Annotated in this window: 15 protein-coding genes; 7 read left to right on the top strand and 8 right to left on the bottom strand. The window is 66.1% G+C overall.

Annotation, left to right across the window (positions count from 1 at the left end):
* Nucleotides 1–57: 57 nt before the first annotated feature.
* The 3 genes from ABQY64_RS09005 to ABQY64_RS09015 are packed head-to-tail and all read right to left on the bottom strand — an operon-like array spanning nucleotide 58 to nucleotide 1,568.
* The gene (locus ABQY64_RS09005; RefSeq protein ID WP_102581140.1) at nucleotides 58–540 is read right to left on the bottom strand and encodes a peroxiredoxin; all 483 of its coding nucleotides are present in this window, start codon (nucleotides 538–540) and stop codon (nucleotides 58–60) included.
* A 37-nt stretch (nucleotides 541–577) separates the two neighbouring features.
* Complete coding sequence (locus ABQY64_RS09010; RefSeq protein ID WP_026064883.1) at nucleotides 578–928, bottom strand: ribonuclease E inhibitor RraB; 351 nt, start codon at nucleotides 926–928, stop codon at nucleotides 578–580.
* 13 nt (nucleotides 929–941) lie between these two features.
* Entirely contained in the window at nucleotides 942–1,568 is a 627-nt protein-coding gene (locus ABQY64_RS09015) for a glycine cleavage system protein R (protein WP_002813792.1), read from the bottom strand.
* 92 nt (nucleotides 1,569–1,660) lie between these two features.
* On the opposite strand from ABQY64_RS09015, the gene dapA reads away from it, so the two are divergent.
* Together dapA and ABQY64_RS09025 are read left to right on the top strand one after the other, a co-directional pair.
* Nucleotides 1,661–2,569, top strand: coding sequence for a 4-hydroxy-tetrahydrodipicolinate synthase (gene dapA, locus ABQY64_RS09020; protein WP_016905099.1), 909 nt, complete (start codon nucleotides 1,661–1,663; stop codon nucleotides 2,567–2,569).
* 16 nt (nucleotides 2,570–2,585) lie between these two features.
* Nucleotides 2,586–3,104 (top strand): hypothetical protein, encoded by a 519-nt coding sequence (locus ABQY64_RS09025; RefSeq protein ID WP_349780014.1) that lies wholly within the window; start codon nucleotides 2,586–2,588, stop codon nucleotides 3,102–3,104.
* Nucleotides 3,105–3,223: 119 nt separating this feature from the next.
* Here ABQY64_RS09025 and fdxA read toward each other — a convergent pair whose 3' ends face one another.
* From fdxA to ABQY64_RS09050, 5 genes are all read right to left on the bottom strand, one after another.
* Nucleotides 3,224–3,547 (bottom strand): ferredoxin FdxA, encoded by a 324-nt coding sequence (gene fdxA, locus ABQY64_RS09030; RefSeq protein WP_006453280.1) that lies wholly within the window; start codon nucleotides 3,545–3,547, stop codon nucleotides 3,224–3,226.
* Between the two features lie 117 nt (nucleotides 3,548–3,664).
* Entirely contained in the window at nucleotides 3,665–4,543 is an 879-nt protein-coding gene (locus tag ABQY64_RS09035) for a 2-dehydro-3-deoxygalactonokinase (protein WP_166772228.1), read from the bottom strand.
* On the bottom strand, nucleotides 4,540–5,451 hold the full coding sequence (locus tag ABQY64_RS09040; protein WP_349780015.1) for an SMP-30/gluconolactonase/LRE family protein: 912 nt from the start codon (nucleotides 5,449–5,451) through the stop codon (nucleotides 4,540–4,542). Before ABQY64_RS09040 ends, ABQY64_RS09035 begins: the two co-directional genes overlap by 4 nt.
* A complete protein-coding gene (dgoD, locus tag ABQY64_RS09045; protein WP_039520821.1) occupies nucleotides 5,445–6,593 on the bottom strand; it encodes a galactonate dehydratase in 1,149 nt (382 codons plus the stop codon). Before dgoD ends, ABQY64_RS09040 begins: the two co-directional genes overlap by 7 nt.
* Nucleotides 6,590–7,222 (bottom strand): 2-dehydro-3-deoxy-6-phosphogalactonate aldolase, encoded by a 633-nt coding sequence (locus ABQY64_RS09050; protein ID WP_349780016.1) that lies wholly within the window; start codon nucleotides 7,220–7,222, stop codon nucleotides 6,590–6,592. The genes dgoD and ABQY64_RS09050 overlap by 4 nt, the downstream gene beginning before the upstream one ends.
* A 373-nt stretch (nucleotides 7,223–7,595) precedes the next feature.
* Between ABQY64_RS09050 and ABQY64_RS09055 the strand changes: the two genes are divergently transcribed.
* From ABQY64_RS09055 to ABQY64_RS09075, 5 genes are all read left to right on the top strand, one after another.
* Nucleotides 7,596–8,567 (top strand): LysR family transcriptional regulator, encoded by a 972-nt coding sequence (locus ABQY64_RS09055; RefSeq protein WP_016903232.1) that lies wholly within the window; start codon nucleotides 7,596–7,598, stop codon nucleotides 8,565–8,567.
* A gap of 263 nt (nucleotides 8,568–8,830) precedes the next feature.
* Complete coding sequence (locus ABQY64_RS09060; RefSeq protein ID WP_349780017.1) at nucleotides 8,831–11,761, top strand: TonB-dependent receptor; 2,931 nt, start codon at nucleotides 8,831–8,833, stop codon at nucleotides 11,759–11,761.
* Between the two features lie 339 nt (nucleotides 11,762–12,100).
* Complete coding sequence (locus ABQY64_RS09065) at nucleotides 12,101–14,824, top strand: TonB-dependent receptor (RefSeq protein WP_104589189.1); 2,724 nt, start codon at nucleotides 12,101–12,103, stop codon at nucleotides 14,822–14,824.
* A 110-nt stretch (nucleotides 14,825–14,934) separates the two neighbouring features.
* Nucleotides 14,935–17,196 carry a cellulase gene (locus ABQY64_RS09070; protein ID WP_349780018.1) on the top strand — a complete coding sequence of 754 codons (2,262 nt, stop codon included), beginning with the start codon at nucleotides 14,935–14,937 and terminating at the stop codon, nucleotides 17,194–17,196.
* Nucleotides 17,197–17,302: 106 nt separating this feature from the next.
* Nucleotides 17,303–19,219 (top strand): sialate O-acetylesterase, encoded by a 1,917-nt coding sequence (locus ABQY64_RS09075; protein WP_349780019.1) that lies wholly within the window; start codon nucleotides 17,303–17,305, stop codon nucleotides 19,217–19,219.
* The last annotated feature ends 80 nt before the right edge of the window (nucleotides 19,220–19,299 follow it).

The following is a 19,299-nucleotide window of genomic DNA, read 5'->3' on the forward strand; positions in this document are numbered from 1 at the left end:
GGCGAACCATCACGCCTGCAGGGCAGGGTGATGGAGGACACGGGAAACCAGGGAGCGTCACTGTCTGGCGTGCGCCTTCAACGCGGCCAGAACGGCGTCGGCGTGGCCGGGGACCTTGACCTTGCGCCAGGCCTGCACCACCACCCCTTCGGGCGACAGCAGGAAGGTGCTGCGCTCGATGCCGAGCACCTGCTTGCCGTACATGTTCTTTTCCTTGATCACATCGAAGGCGCGGCACAGGGCCTCGTCGCCATCGCTGACCAGCGGGAAGGTAAATCCCTGCTTGGCGCAGAAATTGTCGTGCGACTTCACCGAGTCGCGCGAGACGCCCAGCACGACCGCGCCGGCCTGGGTGAACTGCGGCAGCAGCGCGTTGAAATCCAGGCCTTCGGTGGTGCAGCCGGGCGTGCTGTCCTTCGGGTAGAAGTACAGCACCACCCATTTGCCGGCGTAGCCGCGCAGCGTGGTGTTGGTGCCGCCGGACAGCGACAGTGGCAGGTCGAAGCTTGCAGCGGGTAGTTCGAATACAGCGTCGGTCATCGTTGCTCAGCCCTAAGTGGAGGGGCGTACGGCGCGGTCAAGCCGGGCCGACGTCCATCCCATCATAAGCAGCCACATGGAAACGTTTGGCAAGCGCATCGAACTGCGCATTGCGCTGATTCAGCGACTCGATGGTGTGCTGTTCCAGCTTGTCCACGTGCAGGAAGTAGGACTCTTCGTCGTCGCCATCGTCCTCGTCGCGTTCGCCCAGGAAGATGTCGATGACCCGATAGCCGTCCTGGGTCAGTTGCTCGGCGAGGTGTTGCAGCGGTTGCTGCGCCGGGTCGGCGAAGAAATATTCCCAGCGCAACGGCCCGTCGAGATTCCAGTCGGTCTCGGAGCGGATGTGCTCGAACATCTGTTTCAGTGCGGAAAGGGCAATGGCCATCGGAACGTCTGCCTTAGAACTTCATCGGGTCCATGATCGCGTCGAGATTGAGGTGATCACAGAATTCCAGGAAATCATCGCGCAACGCGGCGATGTGCATATTGGCCGGCACGCCGATCGTCACCTGCGCCGAGAACATCTCCGCGCCGGTCTGCATGGCGCGGTAGCGCGTGCTCTGCAGGTTCTCGATGGTGATGCCCTGGCGGTCGAAGAAATCGGCCAGCTGGAACAGGATGCCCGGCTTGTCGGCGGCGATGACTTCGACGATGTAGGGCAGCAAGTTGGACTGGGTCTGCTTGGGGCCGGTGCGGTACCACACCAGCTTCAGGCCTTCCTCGCGCTCGAGCCGGGTCAGCATCGCTTCGAGCTTGGCGACCGAATCCCAGGAGCCGGTGGCCAGGGCGGTGACCGAGACATCGCGCCCGACCGTGGCCAGGCGGGCGTCCACGAGATTGCAGCCGCTGTCGGCGATGCGGCGGGTGACGGGCAACAGGGGGGACTCCGGATGCGTCGTGTAGGCGTTGATCAGGAGGTGGTTTTCGGTCGGCGAAGGCCGGGGAGTCGAGTCGGTCAAAGGGGCTTCCGGCATTGCATCAGGCTGAATGGCCGCCCGGGCAGGCGCCCTGGCGGTGACCAGCATACTTGCCCGTGGTTTCGCGCCGCAAGTAACATGCAGGCGGCCACAACCCGCGTGCGCGCGGGCCTTTCCTGTCACGTAAGAGCAGCAGAATCTTGTCCCTTTCCGGCATCATCACCGCGCTGGCGACCCCTTTCGGTCCGGACGGCGCACTCGACCTGGATGCCTGGCGGCGGTTGCTGGAACAGCAACTGCACGGCGGCGTGCAGGGAATCGTCGTCGCCGGTTCCACCGGCGAGGCTGCGGCATTGAGCGACGAGGAGTACGACACCTTGTTGCGCGCCGCGGTTGCGCAGGTGGCCGGCCGCGTGCCGGTGCTGGCCGGTACCGGTCTGTCAGGCACCGCCAAGACCATTGCGCAGACGCGCCGCGCCGCCGCGTTGGGTGCGCAGTACGCGCTGGTGGTGACGCCGCCGTACGTGCGTCCGACCCAGGCCGGCCTGCAGGCACATTTCCAGGCGGTTGCCGACAACGGCGGGCTGCCGGTGGTGCTGTACAACGTGCCCGGCCGCACCGGATGCGATCTGTTGCCGGAAACGGTTGCTGCGCTGGTCGGCCATCCGAATATCGTCGGCATCAAGGAAGCACGCAGCGAGCCGGAGCGCGTCGCCGCGCTGGTGGCGCTGCGCAGCGAGTCCTTCGTGGTGCTCAGCGGTGACGATGGCAGCGCCGCGCAGGCGATGCTGTCCGGTGCCGACGGGCTGATTTCGGTGGCGTCCAACGCGTTGCCGTCGGCGTACCGGCGGCTGTGCGATCTGGCCCGCGATGGCCAGCGCGAGGCGGCCACCACGTGGGACGCACGCCTGAGCGAGTACCACAGTTTCTGCGGGATCGAATCCAATCCCATCCCGGTCAAGGCGCTGCTGCAGCGCGCCGGGATCGGGCACGGCCTGCGTTTGCCGTTACTGCCTCTTTCAGCGGCGCACCAGCCTGCCGCCGACCGCCTTGCCGCCGACGCTGTTGCGTTGGAAGCGCTTTCCAGCCGCGAAATGCTCGCGGCCTGACCCAGGAGATCTATCGATGCGTCATTCCGTTTCCCCCGTCCGCGTGCTCTCGCTCGCGTTGCTGGCGACCGCCACCGTCGCCGCCACGAGCGGTTGCAGCTGGTTCCACAAGGGCGCACGCGGTGACTACGCGCTGGCCCCGGAAGCCCGTCCGCTGGAAGTGCCGCCGGATCTGAACCTGCCCGACACCTCCGGTGCGATGAAGGTGCCGACGCTGGCATCGAGCACGCAGCAGAACACCGCGACGCCGCCGTCCGCCAGCGCCAACAGCGGTTTCACCACGCCGGGTGAGCGCGACGAGGTGTTCGCCAAGGTCGGCGCGGCGCTGGCCGACATTCCCGGCCTGACCATCGCCAGCAAGGCGCAGATGCTCGGTTCCTACGACGTCAGCTATGAAGGCTCCAGCTTCCTGGTACGCGTGGTGAAGGTCGAAGCCGGCAGCTATGTGTCGGCGGTGGATCCGCGCGGCATGCCGGCCACCGCGGCAGCGCCGGTGGCGGTCATTACCGCGTTGAAGGGCAAGCTGGGCGGCTGAGGCCGCTGCAGCAATCGCAGACAGCAGAACGGGCGCTTCGGGCGCCCGTTTTGCGTTCTGGTGCGTGGTATCGCTCTGTCGCTGCGTTGTCGCCCGGCTGGATGCTGCCAGGCGCCGTTTCAGCGTTGCAGCAGCGGCAACTTGTTCGGCTTGCCGTCCCACTCGGCGGCATCGGGCAGCGGCTCCTGGCGTACGGTCAGCACCGGCCAGGCCTTGGCCAGCTCGGCGTTGAGCGCGACGAAGCCTTCCTGGCCTGCCGGGACGTCGTCTTCCGGGTAGATCGCATTGGCCGGGCATTCCGGCTCGCACAGCGTGCAGTCGATGCACTCATCCGGGTCGATGACCAGGAAATTCGGGCCGACATGGAAGCAATCCACCGGACAGACCTCGACACAGTCGGTGTATTTGCACTTGATGCAGTTTTCGGTGACAACAAAAGGCATGGCGGAATCCGGCGTTTAGCCTGTCAATTCTAAAGCAGTCCGGTGGCCGGTGTGGGGTTGGCCGGGATTTGTCGGCCGCCAGCCCTGGCCGCTCGGCGCGGTCCTGACCGTCTCCGGTCAGGCCAAGTCGCGCTGCCTGGCCAGCGCGAACAATCCCGTCGCAGCCAGATCTTCCCGATGCAGCTGCGTCCGCACGCCCAGATGGGCAAGCGCCAGCGCGTAGCGCTGCGCCAGTCCGGGGCTGCCGACCAGGTGCACGGTGGCGTGAGTACCGCGCTGCTCGCGCAGTTCGTGGCCGATCAGCAGGCCCGAGAGGTAGGACGGCAGCGCGGTGGCGGTGAGGCGGTCGAACAGGCCCAGCGTGCGGGCGCCGAACAGGTGGTGGCTGAGGCCGCCGGGCGCGGCGCTGCGGTCGACGCCTTGCGCGAAGGCATCGGTGTCCAGGTCCGCAGGATCGTCCTGCATCAGCTTGCCCAGGATGCTGTGCTGGCGCAGCACCGCATACAGCTCGCCGGTCATGACGGTGGCGAAACCGGTCAGCTGGCCGTGCGCGATCTGCGCCCATTTGCTGTGGGTGCCGGGCAGGCAGGCGACGTGCTCGCCGTCGCCGAGTGCGGCGATCAGGCCGACCAGCTGGGTTTCCTCGCCACGCATGACATCGGGCACACCGTGCTGCTCGCCGGTGCTTACGCCGGGTACGAACCACAGCGTGCGTCCGGGCAGCAGGTCGGTGTAGCTGCGCATCGCCTGCGCCAGTGCGGTGGTATCGGCCGGGCAGGGCAGATAGGCCTGCTCGACCCAGCCATTGCGGCTGCCGATCATGCCCGACAGCAGCAGCGGGCCATCCCAGCCGTCGATCAGCGTGCTCAGCACCTCGGCGAAGCAGCCCTGGCAGGCCAGGATGCCGTCGCTGCCGCGGCGTTGCTCCAGCACCGTGCCGTCGGCAGCGAGCAGGTAGCCGCGCAGGCTGCTGGTGCCCCAGTCGATGGCGATCATGCGCTGGCCACCCGGCTCTCGGGCAGGCCCTTGATCGGCACGTCGCAGACGTACAGACCGCCGGCTTCCGGCGTGCGCGCCAGTTCTTCGGCGCTGTGGTCCAGGCGCGAGCTGATCACGTGCAGGCGGTCCAGCGCGGCACCGCCGAGGGCGCTGCAGGTGGGGTGTTTGACCGGCAGCTGCACGATGCGCTCGATGCTGCCGTCGGGGCGGTAACGCACCACGCGCCAGGCGCGCCATTGCGCGTTCCACAGATGGCCTTCGCTGTCGATGATGGAGCCGTCCGGCTCGGCATCGTCGCGATCCAGCGTGGTGAACACGCGCACGTTGCTGGTCTGCGCAGTGTCGGCGTCGTAATGGCAGCACAGGATCTGCGGGCGCAGCGAGTCGCAGTAATACAGCGTGCGGCCGTCGGGGCTGAAGCAGATCGAGTTGGGGATCGACACGCCCGGCAGCGGCAATGCACGCAGGCCGTGGCGCAGCGAAAACTGATACATCGCGCCGCGTGCGGCCTTGTGGTCGTGCTCGTCCATGGTGCCGAACACGAGGTTGCCGTTGCGATCGGCGCGGCCGTCGTTGCTGCGCGTATGCGGGTTGCCGGCTTCGATATCGGCCAGGTGCTCGAGCGGCAGCGTGTCGGCGTCGGCGTTGTCCGGGTCGGCGATGCAGATCGACTTGGCCAGCGCGATCAGCAGGCGGCCGTCGTCCATCAGACCGAGGCAACCGGGGCGGTCCGGCAGCGTCCAGTACTGCGTGTGTGCGCTGTGCGGATGATGCCGCCACAGCCGCTTCTCGCTGATGTCCACCCAGTACAGCGCTTCACGTTGCTCGCACCACAGCACGCCTTCGCCATGCGTGCAGCGGCTATCGACCGCCAGCACGGCGGTGTGTTCGGGCGTGCTCACCATTCGGCGATGCTGCCATCGCTGTGACGCCAGACCGGGTTGCGCCAGTCCGGCGGATTTTCGTTTGCGCGCTTGAGCATGTCTTCGTCGATCTCCACACCGAGCCCGGGCTTGGGCAGGGCGGCGATACTGCCATCGATACACTGAAAATCGTCTTTATTGATGACGTAATCGAGCAGGTCGGCGCCTTCGTTGTAGTGGATGCCGATGCTCTGTTCCTGCAGCACCGCGTTGTGCGAAACGAAGTCCACATGCAGGCAGGCGGCCAGCGCGATCGGCCCAAGCGGGCAGTGCGGGGCGAAGCCGACATCGTAGGCTTCGGCCATCGCGGCGATCTTGACGCACTCGGTGATGCCGCCGGCATGCGACAGGTCCGGCTGCACCATGCCGATACCGCCGGCGCACAGCACGTTCTTGAATTCGAAGCGCGAGAACATGCGCTCGCCGGCGGCCAGCGGAATCGAGGTGCTCGCGGCCAGGCGCGGGTAGTACTCGGCCTGCTCGGCCAGCACCGGTTCCTCGACGAACAGCGGCTTGAACGGCTCCAGCTCGCGCAGCAGCGCCTTGGCCATCGGCGCGCCGACGCGGCCGTGGAAGTCGATGCCGAAGTCGATGCTGTTGCCGAAGGCTTCGCGGATTTCGGCGACCTTGACCACGGCGGCATCGACGGCGCGCGCGCTGTCGATCAGCTTCATTTCCTCGGTGCCGTTGAACTTGAAGGTGTCAAAGCCCAGCGCACGGTAGTCGGTGATCTGCTGGATGATCGCGCCCGGGCGGTCGCCGCCGACCCAGCGATAGGTCTTCATGCGGTCGCGCACCAGCCCGCCCAGCAGTTCGTACACCGGCACGCCCAGGGCCTTGCCCTTGATGTCCCACAAGGCCTGGTCGATACCGGCGATGGCGCTCATCAGGATGGCGCCGCCACGGTAGAAACCGGCGCGGTACATGGTCTGCCACAGGTCGTTGATGCGCGCCGGATCCTTGCCGACGACGTAGCCGGCCAGTTCGTGCACGGCGGCTTCCACCGAGCGCGCGCGGCCTTCGATGACCGGCTCTCCCCAGCCGGTGATGCCCTCGTCGGTTTCGACCTTGAGGAACAGCCAGCGCGGTGCGGCGTGGTAGGTGGTGAGGCGGGTGATCTTCATCCTTGCAGTTCCTGGTAGGCCTGCACGAAGGCGCGTGCATGCGTCTGGGTCGTTTCGAGCGATTGCGCGGGTTTGTACAGTTCGCCACCGATGCCGGCGCCGGCGGCGCCCTGGGCAAGGAAGCCGGCCAGGGTCTGCGGGCTGACGCCGCCGACCACGTAGACCGGAATGTGCTTGGGCAGCACCGAGCGCAGCGCGCGCACATGCGCGGCGCCATAGGTGGCTGCCGGGAACAGCTTCAGGATCGTTGCGCCGGCATCGATGGCGTCGAACGCCTCGCTGGCGGTGGCGAAACCGGCGACCACGGTGAGCCCGCGCGACACCGCATGGCGGATCAGCGACGGGCGCGTATTCGGGGTGACGATGAAGCGCGCACCGATCTCGGCCAGGGTGTCGACATCGTCGTTGCGCAGCACGGTGCCGGCGCCGATCCAGGCGCGCTCGCCGTAGGTCTGCTGGGCCAGGGCGATGCTCTCGGCCCAGCGCGGCGAATTGAGCGGGATCTCGATCGCGTCGAAGCCGGCGTCGATCAGTGCACCGACATGGTCGAGCGTTTCTCCCGGCGTGATGCCACGCAGGATGGCGATCAGCGGCAGGGCGAACAGGTTGGCGGTGGTGTCTGAGGTCATCGTGTTACTCGCGATAGAGCGGAAAGCGGCCGCCAGCGTCCGGATGGGCGCCAGCGTCGGGGGAAGTTGCAGCGCTGCACAGCAGCGCGCGGAGGGCGGCAGGCAGCCGCGACGAGGTGGCTGCCGCACTTGCGTGCGCACTCCAACGGCCTGCAATTGGCCGGCAAGTTGCCGTCATCGTCGTCCACCTCCGCAATCATGGCGTGCGTGTTGCCATCTTGTGGAAGATGGGTCACGTCTGTTCTGGCCGCGCCCGGGAGGTAGGGGCTCCTGCTGCGGCGTTCGATAGCCTCGCGCGGGGAGATATGTGCTGCAAATGAAATTTTCGGCATATTCTATTCCTCCTACGAATACAGCTGCGTGGCGATACCCCATGGCAAATTCCGGCACTCCCTGGTTCAACGCTGCCCGCCTCAAGACGCGCCAGCTGCTGCTGCTGCTGCATCTGCACGAACAACGCTCGGTGCTGCGCGCGGCCGAGGCCGCCAGCATGACCCAACCGGCCGCCTCCAAGCTGCTGGCGGAAATGGAAGACATGCTGGGGGTGAAACTGTTCGAGCGGCATGCCCGCGGGGTGGAGCCCACCTGGTACGGCCATGTGCTGATCCGGCGTGCGCGTGCGGCGATGTCGGAGATCGGTCGGGCGCAAGAGGAAATCGCCGCGTTGCGCGCCGGGCGCATGGGCCAGGCCTCGATTGGCACCGTTGTGAATCCGGGCACCAACCTGGTGCCGCAGGCGATCGCCGAGGTCAAGCGCGAGTTCCCCGACATCCTGGTGCGGGTGGAAATGGACTACAGCCGCCCGCTGGTGGCCAAGTTGCTGGACGGCCAGCTGGACATCGTGATCGGCCGCATCCTGGGGCCCGAAGGCGTGGGCGAGCTGGAGTTCGAGCCGCTGGCCGACGAGCCGCATTCGGTGATCGCGCGTGCCGGCCACCCGCTGGCCAGCCGGGCCGGCCTGCAGCATGCGGATCTGGTGCGGCATGGCTGGATCCTGCCGCCGGCCGACAGCGTGCTGCGCGCGCGGCTGGACTCGATGTTCATGGAGCACGGCGTGCAGACGCCGACCAATGCGATCGAGACCTCGTCGCTGCCGGTGACCTCCACGCTGCTGCGCGGCACCGACATGCTGACCGCCTTGCCGGTGGAATCGGTGGCGCCGCTGATCCAGGCCAAGCTGCTGACCGTGCTGCCGATCGAACTGGGCGTCCGCATGGAGTCGTTCGGCATCATCCGGCGGCGCGATTACATTCTGCCGCCGGGGGCCGAGCGCATTCTGCAGGCGCTGCGCACCACCGCGCGGCGTTTGTACCCCGGTCTGCGCGGGCCGGAATCCACTGGTTAAGCGGGCTCTTCCATTTGTATTCCGGCATGGCATACCAGGCTGTGAATTTTTCATTGGCTGGCGCTAGACCACGCGCCTATATCTGTGAGCCAGATCGCACGCTGAAGCGCACGTGAAGTCGGGCAGGTGATCGGCGGCCAAAGCCGCCATGCAGTGAGAAGTGGAGCCGGGCGGCGACGTCCGCGTCCTGCACGATCATGTGGCCCGTTGACGGTGCCGCGACAACCAGTCTTCAGTCGTCTTGCGTCCTGGGAGGGATTCAGATGTACAAGTTTTCAAGCCATGCCTCGGCAGGGACGGGCGTGCACGCACGTCGTACCCCGCGTTTGCGTCATTCCGCCATGGCCGTCAGCATCGGGCTGTTGCTCGCCGCACCGGTGTACGCACAACAGAGGCCGTCGTCTCCGACGGCCCCGGCCGGCAAGACCGCCGGCAGCGCGGTGGATCTGGATACGGTGGAAGTGCGCGGCGTGCGCGCCAGCCTGATCAAGTCGCAGGTGATCAAGCGCGATGCCAGCCAGATCGTGGATTCGGTCAGTGCCGAAGACATCGGCGCCTTGCCCGACCGCAGCGTCACCGAAACCCTGCAGCGCGTCAGCGGCGTGACCATCGATCACTTCGCCGCACGCAGCGATCCGGACCATTTCTCCGCCGAAGGCAGCGGCGTGATGATTCGCGGCCTGACCCAGGTGCGTGGCGAACTCAATGGGCGCGACATCTTCAGCGCCGCCAGCGGCCGCGGCCTGAGCTTCGAAGACGTGCCGGCCGAGTTGATGGCCGGTGTGGACGTCTACAAGAACCCCTCGGCGGAAATCATCGAAGGCGGGCTGGGCGGCACGGTCAATCTGCGCACGCGCATGCCGTTCGACAATCCGGGCCGGATCGTTGGCGGCAACGTCGATTACAACTACGGCGACATGAGCAAGAAGTACAAGCCGTCGGCCTCGTTCCTGTTCAGCGACCGCTGGAACACCGGCATCGGCGAAATGGGCTTCATGATCGATGTCGCGCATTCGGAGCTGGCTACGCGCTCGGACGGCATCCAGGTGGAGCCGTACGTGCGGCGGACCGATGAGGCCGTGCTGGCCGGCAGCGGGCGCAGCGAAGTGTTCGTGCCGGGCGGGGTGAACTGGCGCCAGCTGGATTTCGAGCGCAAGCGCGACGGGATCGCGGCGGCGTTCCAGTGGAAGCCCAGCGATGCCACCGAGATCTATGCGCAGTTCCTGCGCTCGCGCTACGAGATGAACTGGCAGGAGCGCGCCGCGTTCTTCAACGACAGCAACAACAGCATCACGCCGGCACCGGGCACCACCTTCGACTACGACGATCGCGGCGCCTTCCTGCGCGGCTCGCCGGTATCCAGCTCGTGGCGCGGGGTGCTCACCGGCGATGGTGTGCGCTTCAATACCGACAACCGCTATTCCGAACAGCGCACCACCACCACCGACATGTCGGTGGGCTTCAGCCATTTCTTCAACGACAACCTGCAGATCAAGGGCGATATGCAGCTAGTGGAGTCGGAGAACGAGCAGCTGGATTTCACCGTGTTCAGTGCGACCTATCTGCCGGGCCTGTCGTACGACGTGTCGGGCAAGTATCCCAGCGTGCAGATCGCCAATCCGGCCTTTACCCAGGACCCGTCCAACTACTTCTGGGCGGCGGCGATGGACCACCTGGGCAAGAACCGCGGGCGGCAGCTGTCCACGCGTGTGGATCTGGAATACACCTTCGATGACAGCAGCTGGTTGCGCTTTGCGCGCTTCGGCATGCGCGCCACCGACCGTAACCAGATCAACAAGAATTCCGGTTACAACTGGGGCGTAATCTCCGACAACTGGGCCGCCATTCCGGGCACCAGCAACGGCCTGGCGAATATGTCCGAGTTCATGACCGACCAGTCGTCGTTGTTCACCTTCTCCGACTTCTTCCGCGGTGGCGTGAACGTGCCGACCACGCTGGTGGTGCCCAACAGCAGCCTGGTCAACAACTACCGCTCCGCCTCGCAGATGATCCAGCAGATCGTGGCGCTGCGCGGCTACGGCTGGGCGCCGGACACCTATCAGCCGCAGGACACCAACCGCCAGCACGAACGCACCCAGGCCGCCTACGCGGCGCTGTATTTCGGCAACGACGAGGCCTGGGGCGTGCCGGTGGATGGCAACATCGGCATCCGCGTGGTGCAGACCAAGACCCAGGCCGAAGGCTTCGGCCAGTTCCAGAACCTGGCCGGGCTCAATGTCTCGCCGGAACTGCAGGCGCGCTATACCGGGCAGTACTTCGAGAACAACTCCCAGGGCAGCTATACCAACGTGCTGCCCAGCCTGAACCTGCGGCTGCGCTTCACCGACAGCCTGCAGTGGCGCTTTGCCGCCTCCAAGGCGATGGCGCGCCCGGACTACACCCAGCTGCAGCCGTATGTGTTGCTCAACGTGGAAACCAACGACGCCGGCCAGGCGACCGATTTTGTCGGCACCGCCGGCAACCCGAACCTCAAGCCGATGGTGGCCAACCAGTTCGACACCGCGCTGGAGTGGTATTTCGACACCAGCGACATGCTCTACGCCACGCTGTTCTACAAGAAGGTCAAGGATTACTTCTCCACCCAGACCCGCAGCGAGATCTACGACAACCGCCCGTGGCTGGTGACACGCCCGTACAACATGGACGAGGGCACCATCCGCGGCGCGGAGCTGGGCTATACCCAGTTCTTCGATCAGCTGCCGGGCTGGCTGAGCGGGTTCGGCGTCAATGCCAACTTCACCTTCGTCGACAGCCAGGGCGGCGCCAACACCGCCACCGACCCGTACACCAATACCACCGTCACCGGTGTCGAGCTGCCGCTGGAAGGCCTGTCGCGGCGCAGCTACAACCTGGCCGGTATCTACGAGAAGGGCCCGTTGTCGTTGCGTCTGGCCTACAACTGGCGCTCGCGTTACCTGCTGACCACCAGCGATGCGTCCACCCGTCTGCCGACCTGGGCCGACGACTATGGCCAGCTCGACGGCTCGTTCTTCTACCGCTTCAACGAGCACCTGCAACTGGGCGTGCAGGCGAATAACCTGACCAATACGGTGACCAAGGTGCTGATGGGGCCGACCTCGTACGAAGGCGGTGAGGTGGACCCGCGTCTGTATACGCGCTCCTCGTTCGTCAACGACCGGCGCTATTCGCTGGTGCTGCGCATGAACTGGTAAGCGAAGGCCATCACGGAACCGCCGTGTGCGGGCTCGCAGACTTGAGCCCGCTTTGGCCGATCCGGCCATCCGGATCCGTAATGCCAGACCCAGCGGGTTTGTCGGCGTTGCTATAGGTTTTACGAATACCTTTCCAGGAATATTTCATTGGTGTGGCACGACGGCGCCGCCCTATGCTCCGGCCGCAGCCGCTAGGTAAGCCTCGTCAGGATTACCACGCATCGCACCCGCCCGGCCTACCGGTCGTGGGCGGATGCGGGCCAGCACCAACGACGGGCAGGGCGTTCGCGCACCGGCCCGCTAAAAACTAGAAGTACATGCGTCCTGGGAGGGAGCACCATGTCAGTGCAACATCGCCACATTCCGGCAGGCCGGACTGTGGGTCAGCGTTCGATCCGTGATTTCCGCCGCTCCGTGATGGCCCTCAGTGTGGCCACGCTGTTGAGCGCGCAGGCCTACGCGCAGGACGCGACCACCACTGCCGCCCCGGCCCAGGACTCCACCACCCAGCAGCTCGACACCGTGCAGGTCACCGGCACGCGCAGCAGCGTCACCAAGGCGCAGCTGGTCAAGCAGAACGCCGAGCAGATCGTCGATTCCATCGTTGCCGAAGACATCGGCAAGCTGCCCGACAACAACGTCGCCGAGGCGCTGCAGCGCATCTCCGGCATCCAGATCTCGCGCAACTACGGCGAAGGCAGCTCGATCGCCATCCGCGGCCTGACCCAGGTGCGCACCGAACTCAATGGCCGTGACATCTTCACCGCCAACGACGGCCGTGGCCTGAGCTTCGAGGACGTGTCGGCCGAACTGCTCGGCGGCGTCAACGTCTACAAGAATCCCTCGGCCGACATGATCGAAGGTGGCCTGGGCGGCACCGTCGACCTGCGCACGCGCCTGCCGTTCGACTACGACGGCCGCAAGATCGCCGGCAGCGTCCAGTACAACTATTACGACCTGGCCGACGACGGCAAGCCGGCGTTCTCGGGCCTGTTCAGCGATCGCTGGCAGACCGGCATCGGCGAGATCGGCCTGCTGGTGAACTATTCGCAGCAGAAGAGCCCGTTCCGTCAGGACACCATTTCGATTGAGCCTTGGTATACGCAGACCGATCTGCCGGGCTATGAAGGCCAGGGCGTGTCGGTGCCGCACGGCGCCGGCATCAACACCACCATCGGCGAGCGCGAGCGCAAGACCGGTGCGTTTGCGATGCAATGGCGTCCGAACGATTCGGTCGAGGTCTATACGCAGGTGCTGCGTTCGGATTACGACTTCAGCTGGCACGATTATTCGTTCTTCGCCCTGACCGGCGCCAACCCGATGCAGGGCTTGCCGGGCATCCAGGTCAACGACCGCAACGAGTTCGTCAATGGCTCGTTCCAGAACGTGCCGACCGAATCCAACACCAGCCTGACCGAGCGGCATTCGGTGACCACCGATTACTCGCTGGGCGCCAAGTGGACGGTCAACGAGAAGCTGACCCTGAGCACCGACTTCCAGTATGTCGATGCCACCACCAAGGGCACGCGCTACATCATTGCCACCGGGCAGGACACCAGCCCGCAGTTCAACGTCGACTTCCGTGGCGATCTGCCACGCCTGTCGGTGACCGATGCCAGCGGCGCGGAAGGCTATCTGGCCGATGCCAACAACTACGACGGCTGGCGCTGGCACCTGGACAACAAGGACGACAACAAGGGCACCGAGTTCGCCTGGCGCGCCGATATGGACCTGGCCTTCGACAGCGACTTCGTGCGCAGCTTCAAGGCCGGTGTGCGTTACACCGACCGCGATGCCGAGACCAAGGGCAATATCTACCGCTTCATGTGCATCAACGATTGCTCGGGTACGCCGTTCTCGCAGTACCCGACCATCGGCCTGGTGACCAACCCGATCACCGACTTCTTCCGCGGTGAGAGCAGCACCTTCGGCCGCACGCTGACGGCTGCCGACTCGGCAGTCGCCAACTACGAGCAGACCCTGGCCACCTTCGGTGCCAGCCCGCTGGAATTTGCGCCCAACAACATCAATACGCAGAACGAGAAGACCTACGCGGCCTATGGCGTGCTGCGCTTCGGCGTGGACAGCGACTCGATTCCGTTCGACGGCAACATCGGCGTGCGCGTGGTGCGCACCGAGGTGGGCTCGCAGGGCGTGCGCACCGGAACCGACAGCGAAGGCGGTGGCCTGATCCCGGTGGATGCGCAGCAGACCTATACCGACGTGCTGCCCAGCTTGAACCTGCGCTGGATGCTGAGCGATCAGCTGCAGTGGCGTTTTGCGGCCTCGCGCGGCATCTCCCGTCCCACCTTCGACCGGCTCAACCCGAACCTGAGCCTGAGCACCGGCACCTCCAATGGTGCCTCGACCTTCACCGGTACTGCGGGTAACCCGAGTCTGGAAGCGGTCAAGGCCGACCAGTTCGACACCGCGCTGGAATGGTACTTCGGCCAGGGCTCGATGATGTACGGCACCTTGTTCTACAAGAAGGTCGAAGGCTTCATCGCCAATGCCGTCTTCAACGAGGTCTACGACGGCCAGGTCTGGCAGATCACCCGTCCGGTCAACGGCGATGCCGGCAAGATCCGCGGTGCGGAACTGGGCTATACGCAGTTCTTCGATTTCCTGCCGGGCTGGTTGAGCGGCTTCGGCCTGCAGACCAACTACACCTATGTCGACAGCGAGGCACCGAGCCCTACTGCCACCGACACCAACGGCCAGGCGCTGACCGTGCCGCTGGAAGGCCTGTCCAAGAACAGCTACAACGCGATCCTCAGCTACGAAACCTCGCGCTTCCAGGGCCGTGTGGCCTACAACTGGCGCAGCGACTGGCTGGTGACCACCGCGGGCAACGGCACCGGCAACCTGCCGGTCTACAACAAGGGTTTCGGCCAGCTGGATGCCTCGCTGCGTTTCAACATCAATGATGTGTGGTCGATTTCGCTCGATGGCGTGAATCTGCTCGATACCCGTCGCGAAAGCTATCTGGGCACCGAGTCGCGCTACCGTGACTTCGTGATCAACGATCGTCGGTATGGCCTGACATTGCGGGCCAGCCTGTAGAACGCGCCGTAGGAAGTGCGTCTCCGGTCCGGCGAGCTGTGCAGGCAGCCCGTCGGGCCGGTGTTTTTCCTATCGACGGCGGGCCGTCGATCGCAAGAGGAGCCGGAGGAATGATCGCTGTGATCGATCCGCCTACTGTGCGCCGCGTTACCGCAGCGATGTGGCCGGTCCGTGTATGGCTGGCACTGCTGGTGCTGTTGTCGCTTTCGATTTTGCCGCTGCAGGCTGCCGATCCGGCGGTGCAGGGGCCTTACCAATGGCGCAGCGTCGCCATCGGCGGTGGCGGATTCGTCACCGGTGTGCTGTTTCATCCCGCCGAGCACGATCTTGCGTATGCACGCACCGATGTCGGTGGTGCGTACCGCTGGGATGCGCGTGCGCAGCAGTGGGTGGCGCTTACCGACTGGCTGGGCGCCGACGACTGGAACCTGATGGGGATCGACGCATTCGCGGTCGATCCTGCCGACCCGCAGGCGCTGTATCTGGCCGCAGGTACTTACATGCACGAGCGCGCCGGCAATGCCGCGGTGCTGCGCTCGTTCGATCGCGGCCGCAGTTTCGAGCGTGCCGAGTTGCCGTTCAAACTCGGCGGCAATCAATTGGGCCGTTCCAATGGCGAACGGCTGGCGGTGGACCCGCACGATGGCCGTGTGCTTTTGCTGGGCTCACGCGATGCAGGCCTGTGGCGCAGCGACGATCGCGGCGCGCACTGGGCGCGGGTGGACGCATTTCCCGCCGAGGCAATGGCGGGCGCGACGGCGCGCAATCATGTCGGACGCGAGCAGGCGGTGGGCATCGCCTTTGTCGTCTTCGATGCCGCCAGCGGCCGCCCCGGCCGTCCGACCCCGCGCATCTATGTTGGCGTGTCCACCGCGCAGACCAGTCTGTATGTCTCAGACGACGCCGGTCGCAGCTGGTCGGCGGTGGCCGGGCAGCCCAAGGGCCTGCGTCCCAGTCATATGGCCAGCGGCAGCGATGGGCAGTGGTATCTGAGCTACGGCGACCAGCCCGGGCCGGACCTGATGGCCGGCGGCGCGCTGTGGAAATACACCCCGGCGCAGGCGCGCTGGAGCGAGATCAGCCCGCTCGCGCAGCCGGCCAGCGGCGATGGCTTCGGTTGGGGCGCGGTGGCGGTGGATCCGCAACAGCCGCAGGTGCTGCTGGCCAGCACCTTCCGCCGTCGTAGCCCGCACGATGAGCTGTTCCGCAGCGTCGACGGCGGGCGCAGCTGGACGCCGTTGCTGGCGGGCGCGCAGTTCGATCACAGCGCAGCACCGTGGACCGCGCAGGCTACGCCGCACTGGATGGGCGCGCTGGCGATCGATCCGTTCGACAGCAACCACGCGCTGTTCGTCACCGGCTACGGCATCTGGGCCTCGCGCAACCTGCAGGATTTCGCCAGGCAGCAGCGGCCGTTGCAGTGGTGGTTCCAGGATCGCGGGCTGGAAGAAACCGTGCCGCTGGATCTGCTCAGCCCGATGCAGGGCGCGCACCTGCTCAGTGCGCTGGGCGATATCGACGGCTTCCGGCATGACGATCTGGAGCGTGCGCAGCTGCAATACGCCGGCCCGCGCCTGACCAATGGCGAGAGCATCGATGCCGCCGGGCAGGCCGCGCAGTGGGTGGTGCGCAGCGGTACCGTGCGCGATCGCCGCAACAACGAGATCCGCGCGCTGTGTTCGCGCGATGGCGGCGCGCAGTGGACGGCGTTCGCCAGCGAGCCGCCAGCCGGGCAGGGCGCCGGCAACATCGCCATTGCCGCCGATGCATCCCATGTGGTGTGGGCGCCCGAGAAAGGCGGTAACTGGCGCACCGCCGATTTCGGCAAGCACTGGCAGCGTGTGCAGGGGCTGCCCGAGACCGCAGTGGCGGTGGCCGATCGCGTTGATGCGCGGCGCTGGTACGCGGTGGATACCGCCAGCGGGCGCTTGTACGAGAGCGGCGATGGTGCGGCGAACTTTCGCGATACTGGTGTACAGGCCGGCAACCCGGCGCGTGACGAACGGGCGCGCCCGCAGCTGCGCCCGGATCCGTGGCGGGCGGGGGTGGTGTATCTGGCCAGCCCCGCGCTGGGCGTGATGCGCTGGCAGGACGGGCGTTTGCAGACCTTGTCCAGGCCGGACGAGGCGCGTTCGCTGGGCATTGGCAAGGCACTGCGCGATGGCGCACCGCCGGCGCTGTATCTGGCCGGCCGCGTGGATGGAGTGGACGGCGTGTTCCGCTCCGACGATGAAGGCGCGCACTGGTTGCGCATCAACGACGACGTGCACCGGTTCGGCAAGCCCTACAACGTCACCGGCGATCCGCGCATCCCCGGGCGCGTGTACTTCGCCACCGGTGGGCGTGGCATCTTCTACGGCGATCCACGATGAGTGCTGCGTCCCTGTGCGCGTCATCGCGCTGTCTTACCGTGTACGGCGGCATGCGCCGTCGCATCGCTGCGCGCCGAGTGGCCGCGCCGACCCTGGAGATCACTGCATGACCGTTTCCCTCATCCGTCGTGGCTGCCTGTTGGGCCTGGTCCTGGCCAGCCCTGCCGCATTGGCGCAACCGAGCCTGCCGTTGTTGTTTGCCGATGGCGCGGTGCTGCAGCGCGACCAGGCGATGCCGGTGTGGGGCTGGGCCACGCCCCATGCCGCCATCACGGTCAGCTTCGACGGCAAGCGGGCCACCGCTAAAGCCGATGCCAAGGGCCAGTGGAAGGTCAGCCTGCCCGCGCACAAGGCAGGTGGCCCCTATGTGCTGAGCGTGCAGGGCGACGGCGACGAGTTGCAGGTGCGCGATGTGCTGGTCGGCGATGTGTGGCTGGCCAGCGGTCAATCGAACATGGAGTGGCCGTTGGCGCAGGCCAGTGATGGACCGCAGGCGGTGGCAGCGGCCAACGACCCGCAGTTGCGGCACTTCAAGGTGCCCAAGTCGTGGTCGCTGCAGCCGGAAGCGCGCCTGACCGGCGGCGACTGGAAGGCTGCCACGCCGGACAACGCCGGCGAGTTCACCGCAGTCGGTTATTTCTTCGCCAAGGAGCTGCGCGCCAGCACCGGCGTGCCGATCGGCATCGTCAACAGCACCTGGGGCGGCAGCGCGATCGAGGCGTGGATGGATGCGGCCTCGCTGGGCCTGGATGCCGGGCAGAACCAGGGTGCGATCGAGGCGATCAAGCAGCGCGATGCCGCTGCGCAGGCCGCCACCGGCAAGCGCATCGCGCGCTGGCCCAAGGTGGATGGCGAGATGCCGCAGTGGCGCGAAGCGACATTCGACGACAGCGACTGGGACAGCATCCCGACCACCCAGCAGTGGGAATCCAGCGGCTATGACGGCATGGACGGGATCGCCTGGTATCGCACCACGGTCACCCTGAGCGCTGCCGAAGCCAAGGCCGGCATCACGTTGGGCGTGGGACAGATCGACGACTCGGACATCACCTACGTCAATGGCCAGCAGGTCGGCACGACCGAAAAGCAGTGGAACCTGCCGCGCGTCTACAGCGTGCCGGCTTCGGCCTTGCATGCAGGGGTCAACCACATCGCGGTGCGGGTGGAAGATCTCAGTGGCGGTGGCGGCATGCATGGTCCGGACGAGCAGCGCTTCGTGCAGACCAGCGCCGGTGCCAAACGCGCGTTGGGCGGCTGGAAACTCCGCCCCGCCGCCGTGCGTGTATCGCTGGTAGACAACAAGAATCAGCTGCCCACGCTGCTGTACAACCAGATGATCCATCCGCTGCAGCCGTTCCCGGTCAAGGGCGTGATCTGGTACCAGGGCGAAACCAACGCCAGCGACACCGGCGCGCTGAAGTACCGTGAACAGTTCGCCGCGATGATCCAGCAATGGCGCGCCGAACGTGGCGCGAAAACCCTGCCGTTCATGTGGGTGCAGCTGGCCAACTTCAAGGCCGGCGGCGACAAGGGCGAGCTGAGCCCGTGGGCACTGTTGCGCGAGTCGCAGTCCAAGACGCTGGCGCTGCCGGCGACCGGGCAGGCGGTGATCATCGATATCGGCAACCCCACCGATATCCATCCCACCAACAAGCGCGATGTCGGCCATCGCCTTGCGCTTGCTGCACGTCATGTGGCGTACGGCCAAACGCTGGTGTACAGCGCGCCGGTGTTCAAGCAGGCGCGCTTTGTCGATGGTCAGGCAATGCTGAGTTTCGATCTGCAAGGCAGTGCGTTGCAGGTGCGTAATGGTGGCGAAGTGCAGGGCTTCCGCGTCGCCGGTGCCGACAAACACTTCCATCCGGCTACCGCGCGCATTGAGGGCGATCGCGTGATCGTGCGCAGCGACGCGGTGGCTGCACCGGTCGCGGTGCGCTACGGCTGGAGCGAAAACCCGGACGACGCCAACCTGGTCAATCGCGAACAGCTTCCCGTTTCCCCCTTCCGCACCGATACCTGGTGACACGGAGTCCTATGTCCATGCATTCCCCCGTTGCACGTCTAATCGCTTCTTCCCCTGCACGCCGTTGCCTGCGTCCGCTG

This window comes from Xanthomonas sp. WHRI 7065, assembly GCF_040203115.2.
Taxonomy (GTDB): domain Bacteria; phylum Pseudomonadota; class Gammaproteobacteria; order Xanthomonadales; family Xanthomonadaceae; genus Xanthomonas; species Xanthomonas arboricola.

Coding starts and splice junctions, on each gene's coding strand:
- fdxA (WP_006453280.1), bottom strand. CDS start 3,547: ATGCCTTTTGTTGTCACCGAAAACTGCATCAAGTGCAAATACACCGAC.
- ABQY64_RS09075 (WP_349780019.1), top strand. CDS start 17,303: ATGACCGTTTCCCTCATCCGTCGTGGCTGCCTGTTGGGCCTGGTCCTG.
- ABQY64_RS09060 (WP_349780017.1), top strand. CDS start 8,831: ATGTACAAGTTTTCAAGCCATGCCTCGGCAGGGACGGGCGTGCACGCA.
- ABQY64_RS09005 (WP_102581140.1), bottom strand. CDS start 540: ATGACCGACGCTGTATTCGAACTACCCGCTGCAAGCTTCGACCTGCCA.
- ABQY64_RS09055 (WP_016903232.1), top strand. CDS start 7,596: ATGGCAAATTCCGGCACTCCCTGGTTCAACGCTGCCCGCCTCAAGACG.
- ABQY64_RS09050 (WP_349780016.1), bottom strand. CDS start 7,222: ATGACCTCAGACACCACCGCCAACCTGTTCGCCCTGCCGCTGATCGCC.
- ABQY64_RS09035 (WP_166772228.1), bottom strand. CDS start 4,543: ATGATCGCCATCGACTGGGGCACCAGCAGCCTGCGCGGCTACCTGCTC.
- ABQY64_RS09065 (WP_104589189.1), top strand. CDS start 12,101: ATGTCAGTGCAACATCGCCACATTCCGGCAGGCCGGACTGTGGGTCAG.
- ABQY64_RS09015 (WP_002813792.1), bottom strand. CDS start 1,568: ATGCTGGTCACCGCCAGGGCGCCTGCCCGGGCGGCCATTCAGCCTGAT.
- ABQY64_RS09070 (WP_349780018.1), top strand. CDS start 14,935: ATGATCGCTGTGATCGATCCGCCTACTGTGCGCCGCGTTACCGCAGCG.
- ABQY64_RS09025 (WP_349780014.1), top strand. CDS start 2,586: ATGCGTCATTCCGTTTCCCCCGTCCGCGTGCTCTCGCTCGCGTTGCTG.
- ABQY64_RS09010 (WP_026064883.1), bottom strand. CDS start 928: ATGGCCATTGCCCTTTCCGCACTGAAACAGATGTTCGAGCACATCCGC.
- ABQY64_RS09040 (WP_349780015.1), bottom strand. CDS start 5,451: ATGGTGAGCACGCCCGAACACACCGCCGTGCTGGCGGTCGATAGCCGC.
- dgoD (WP_039520821.1), bottom strand. CDS start 6,593: ATGAAGATCACCCGCCTCACCACCTACCACGCCGCACCGCGCTGGCTG.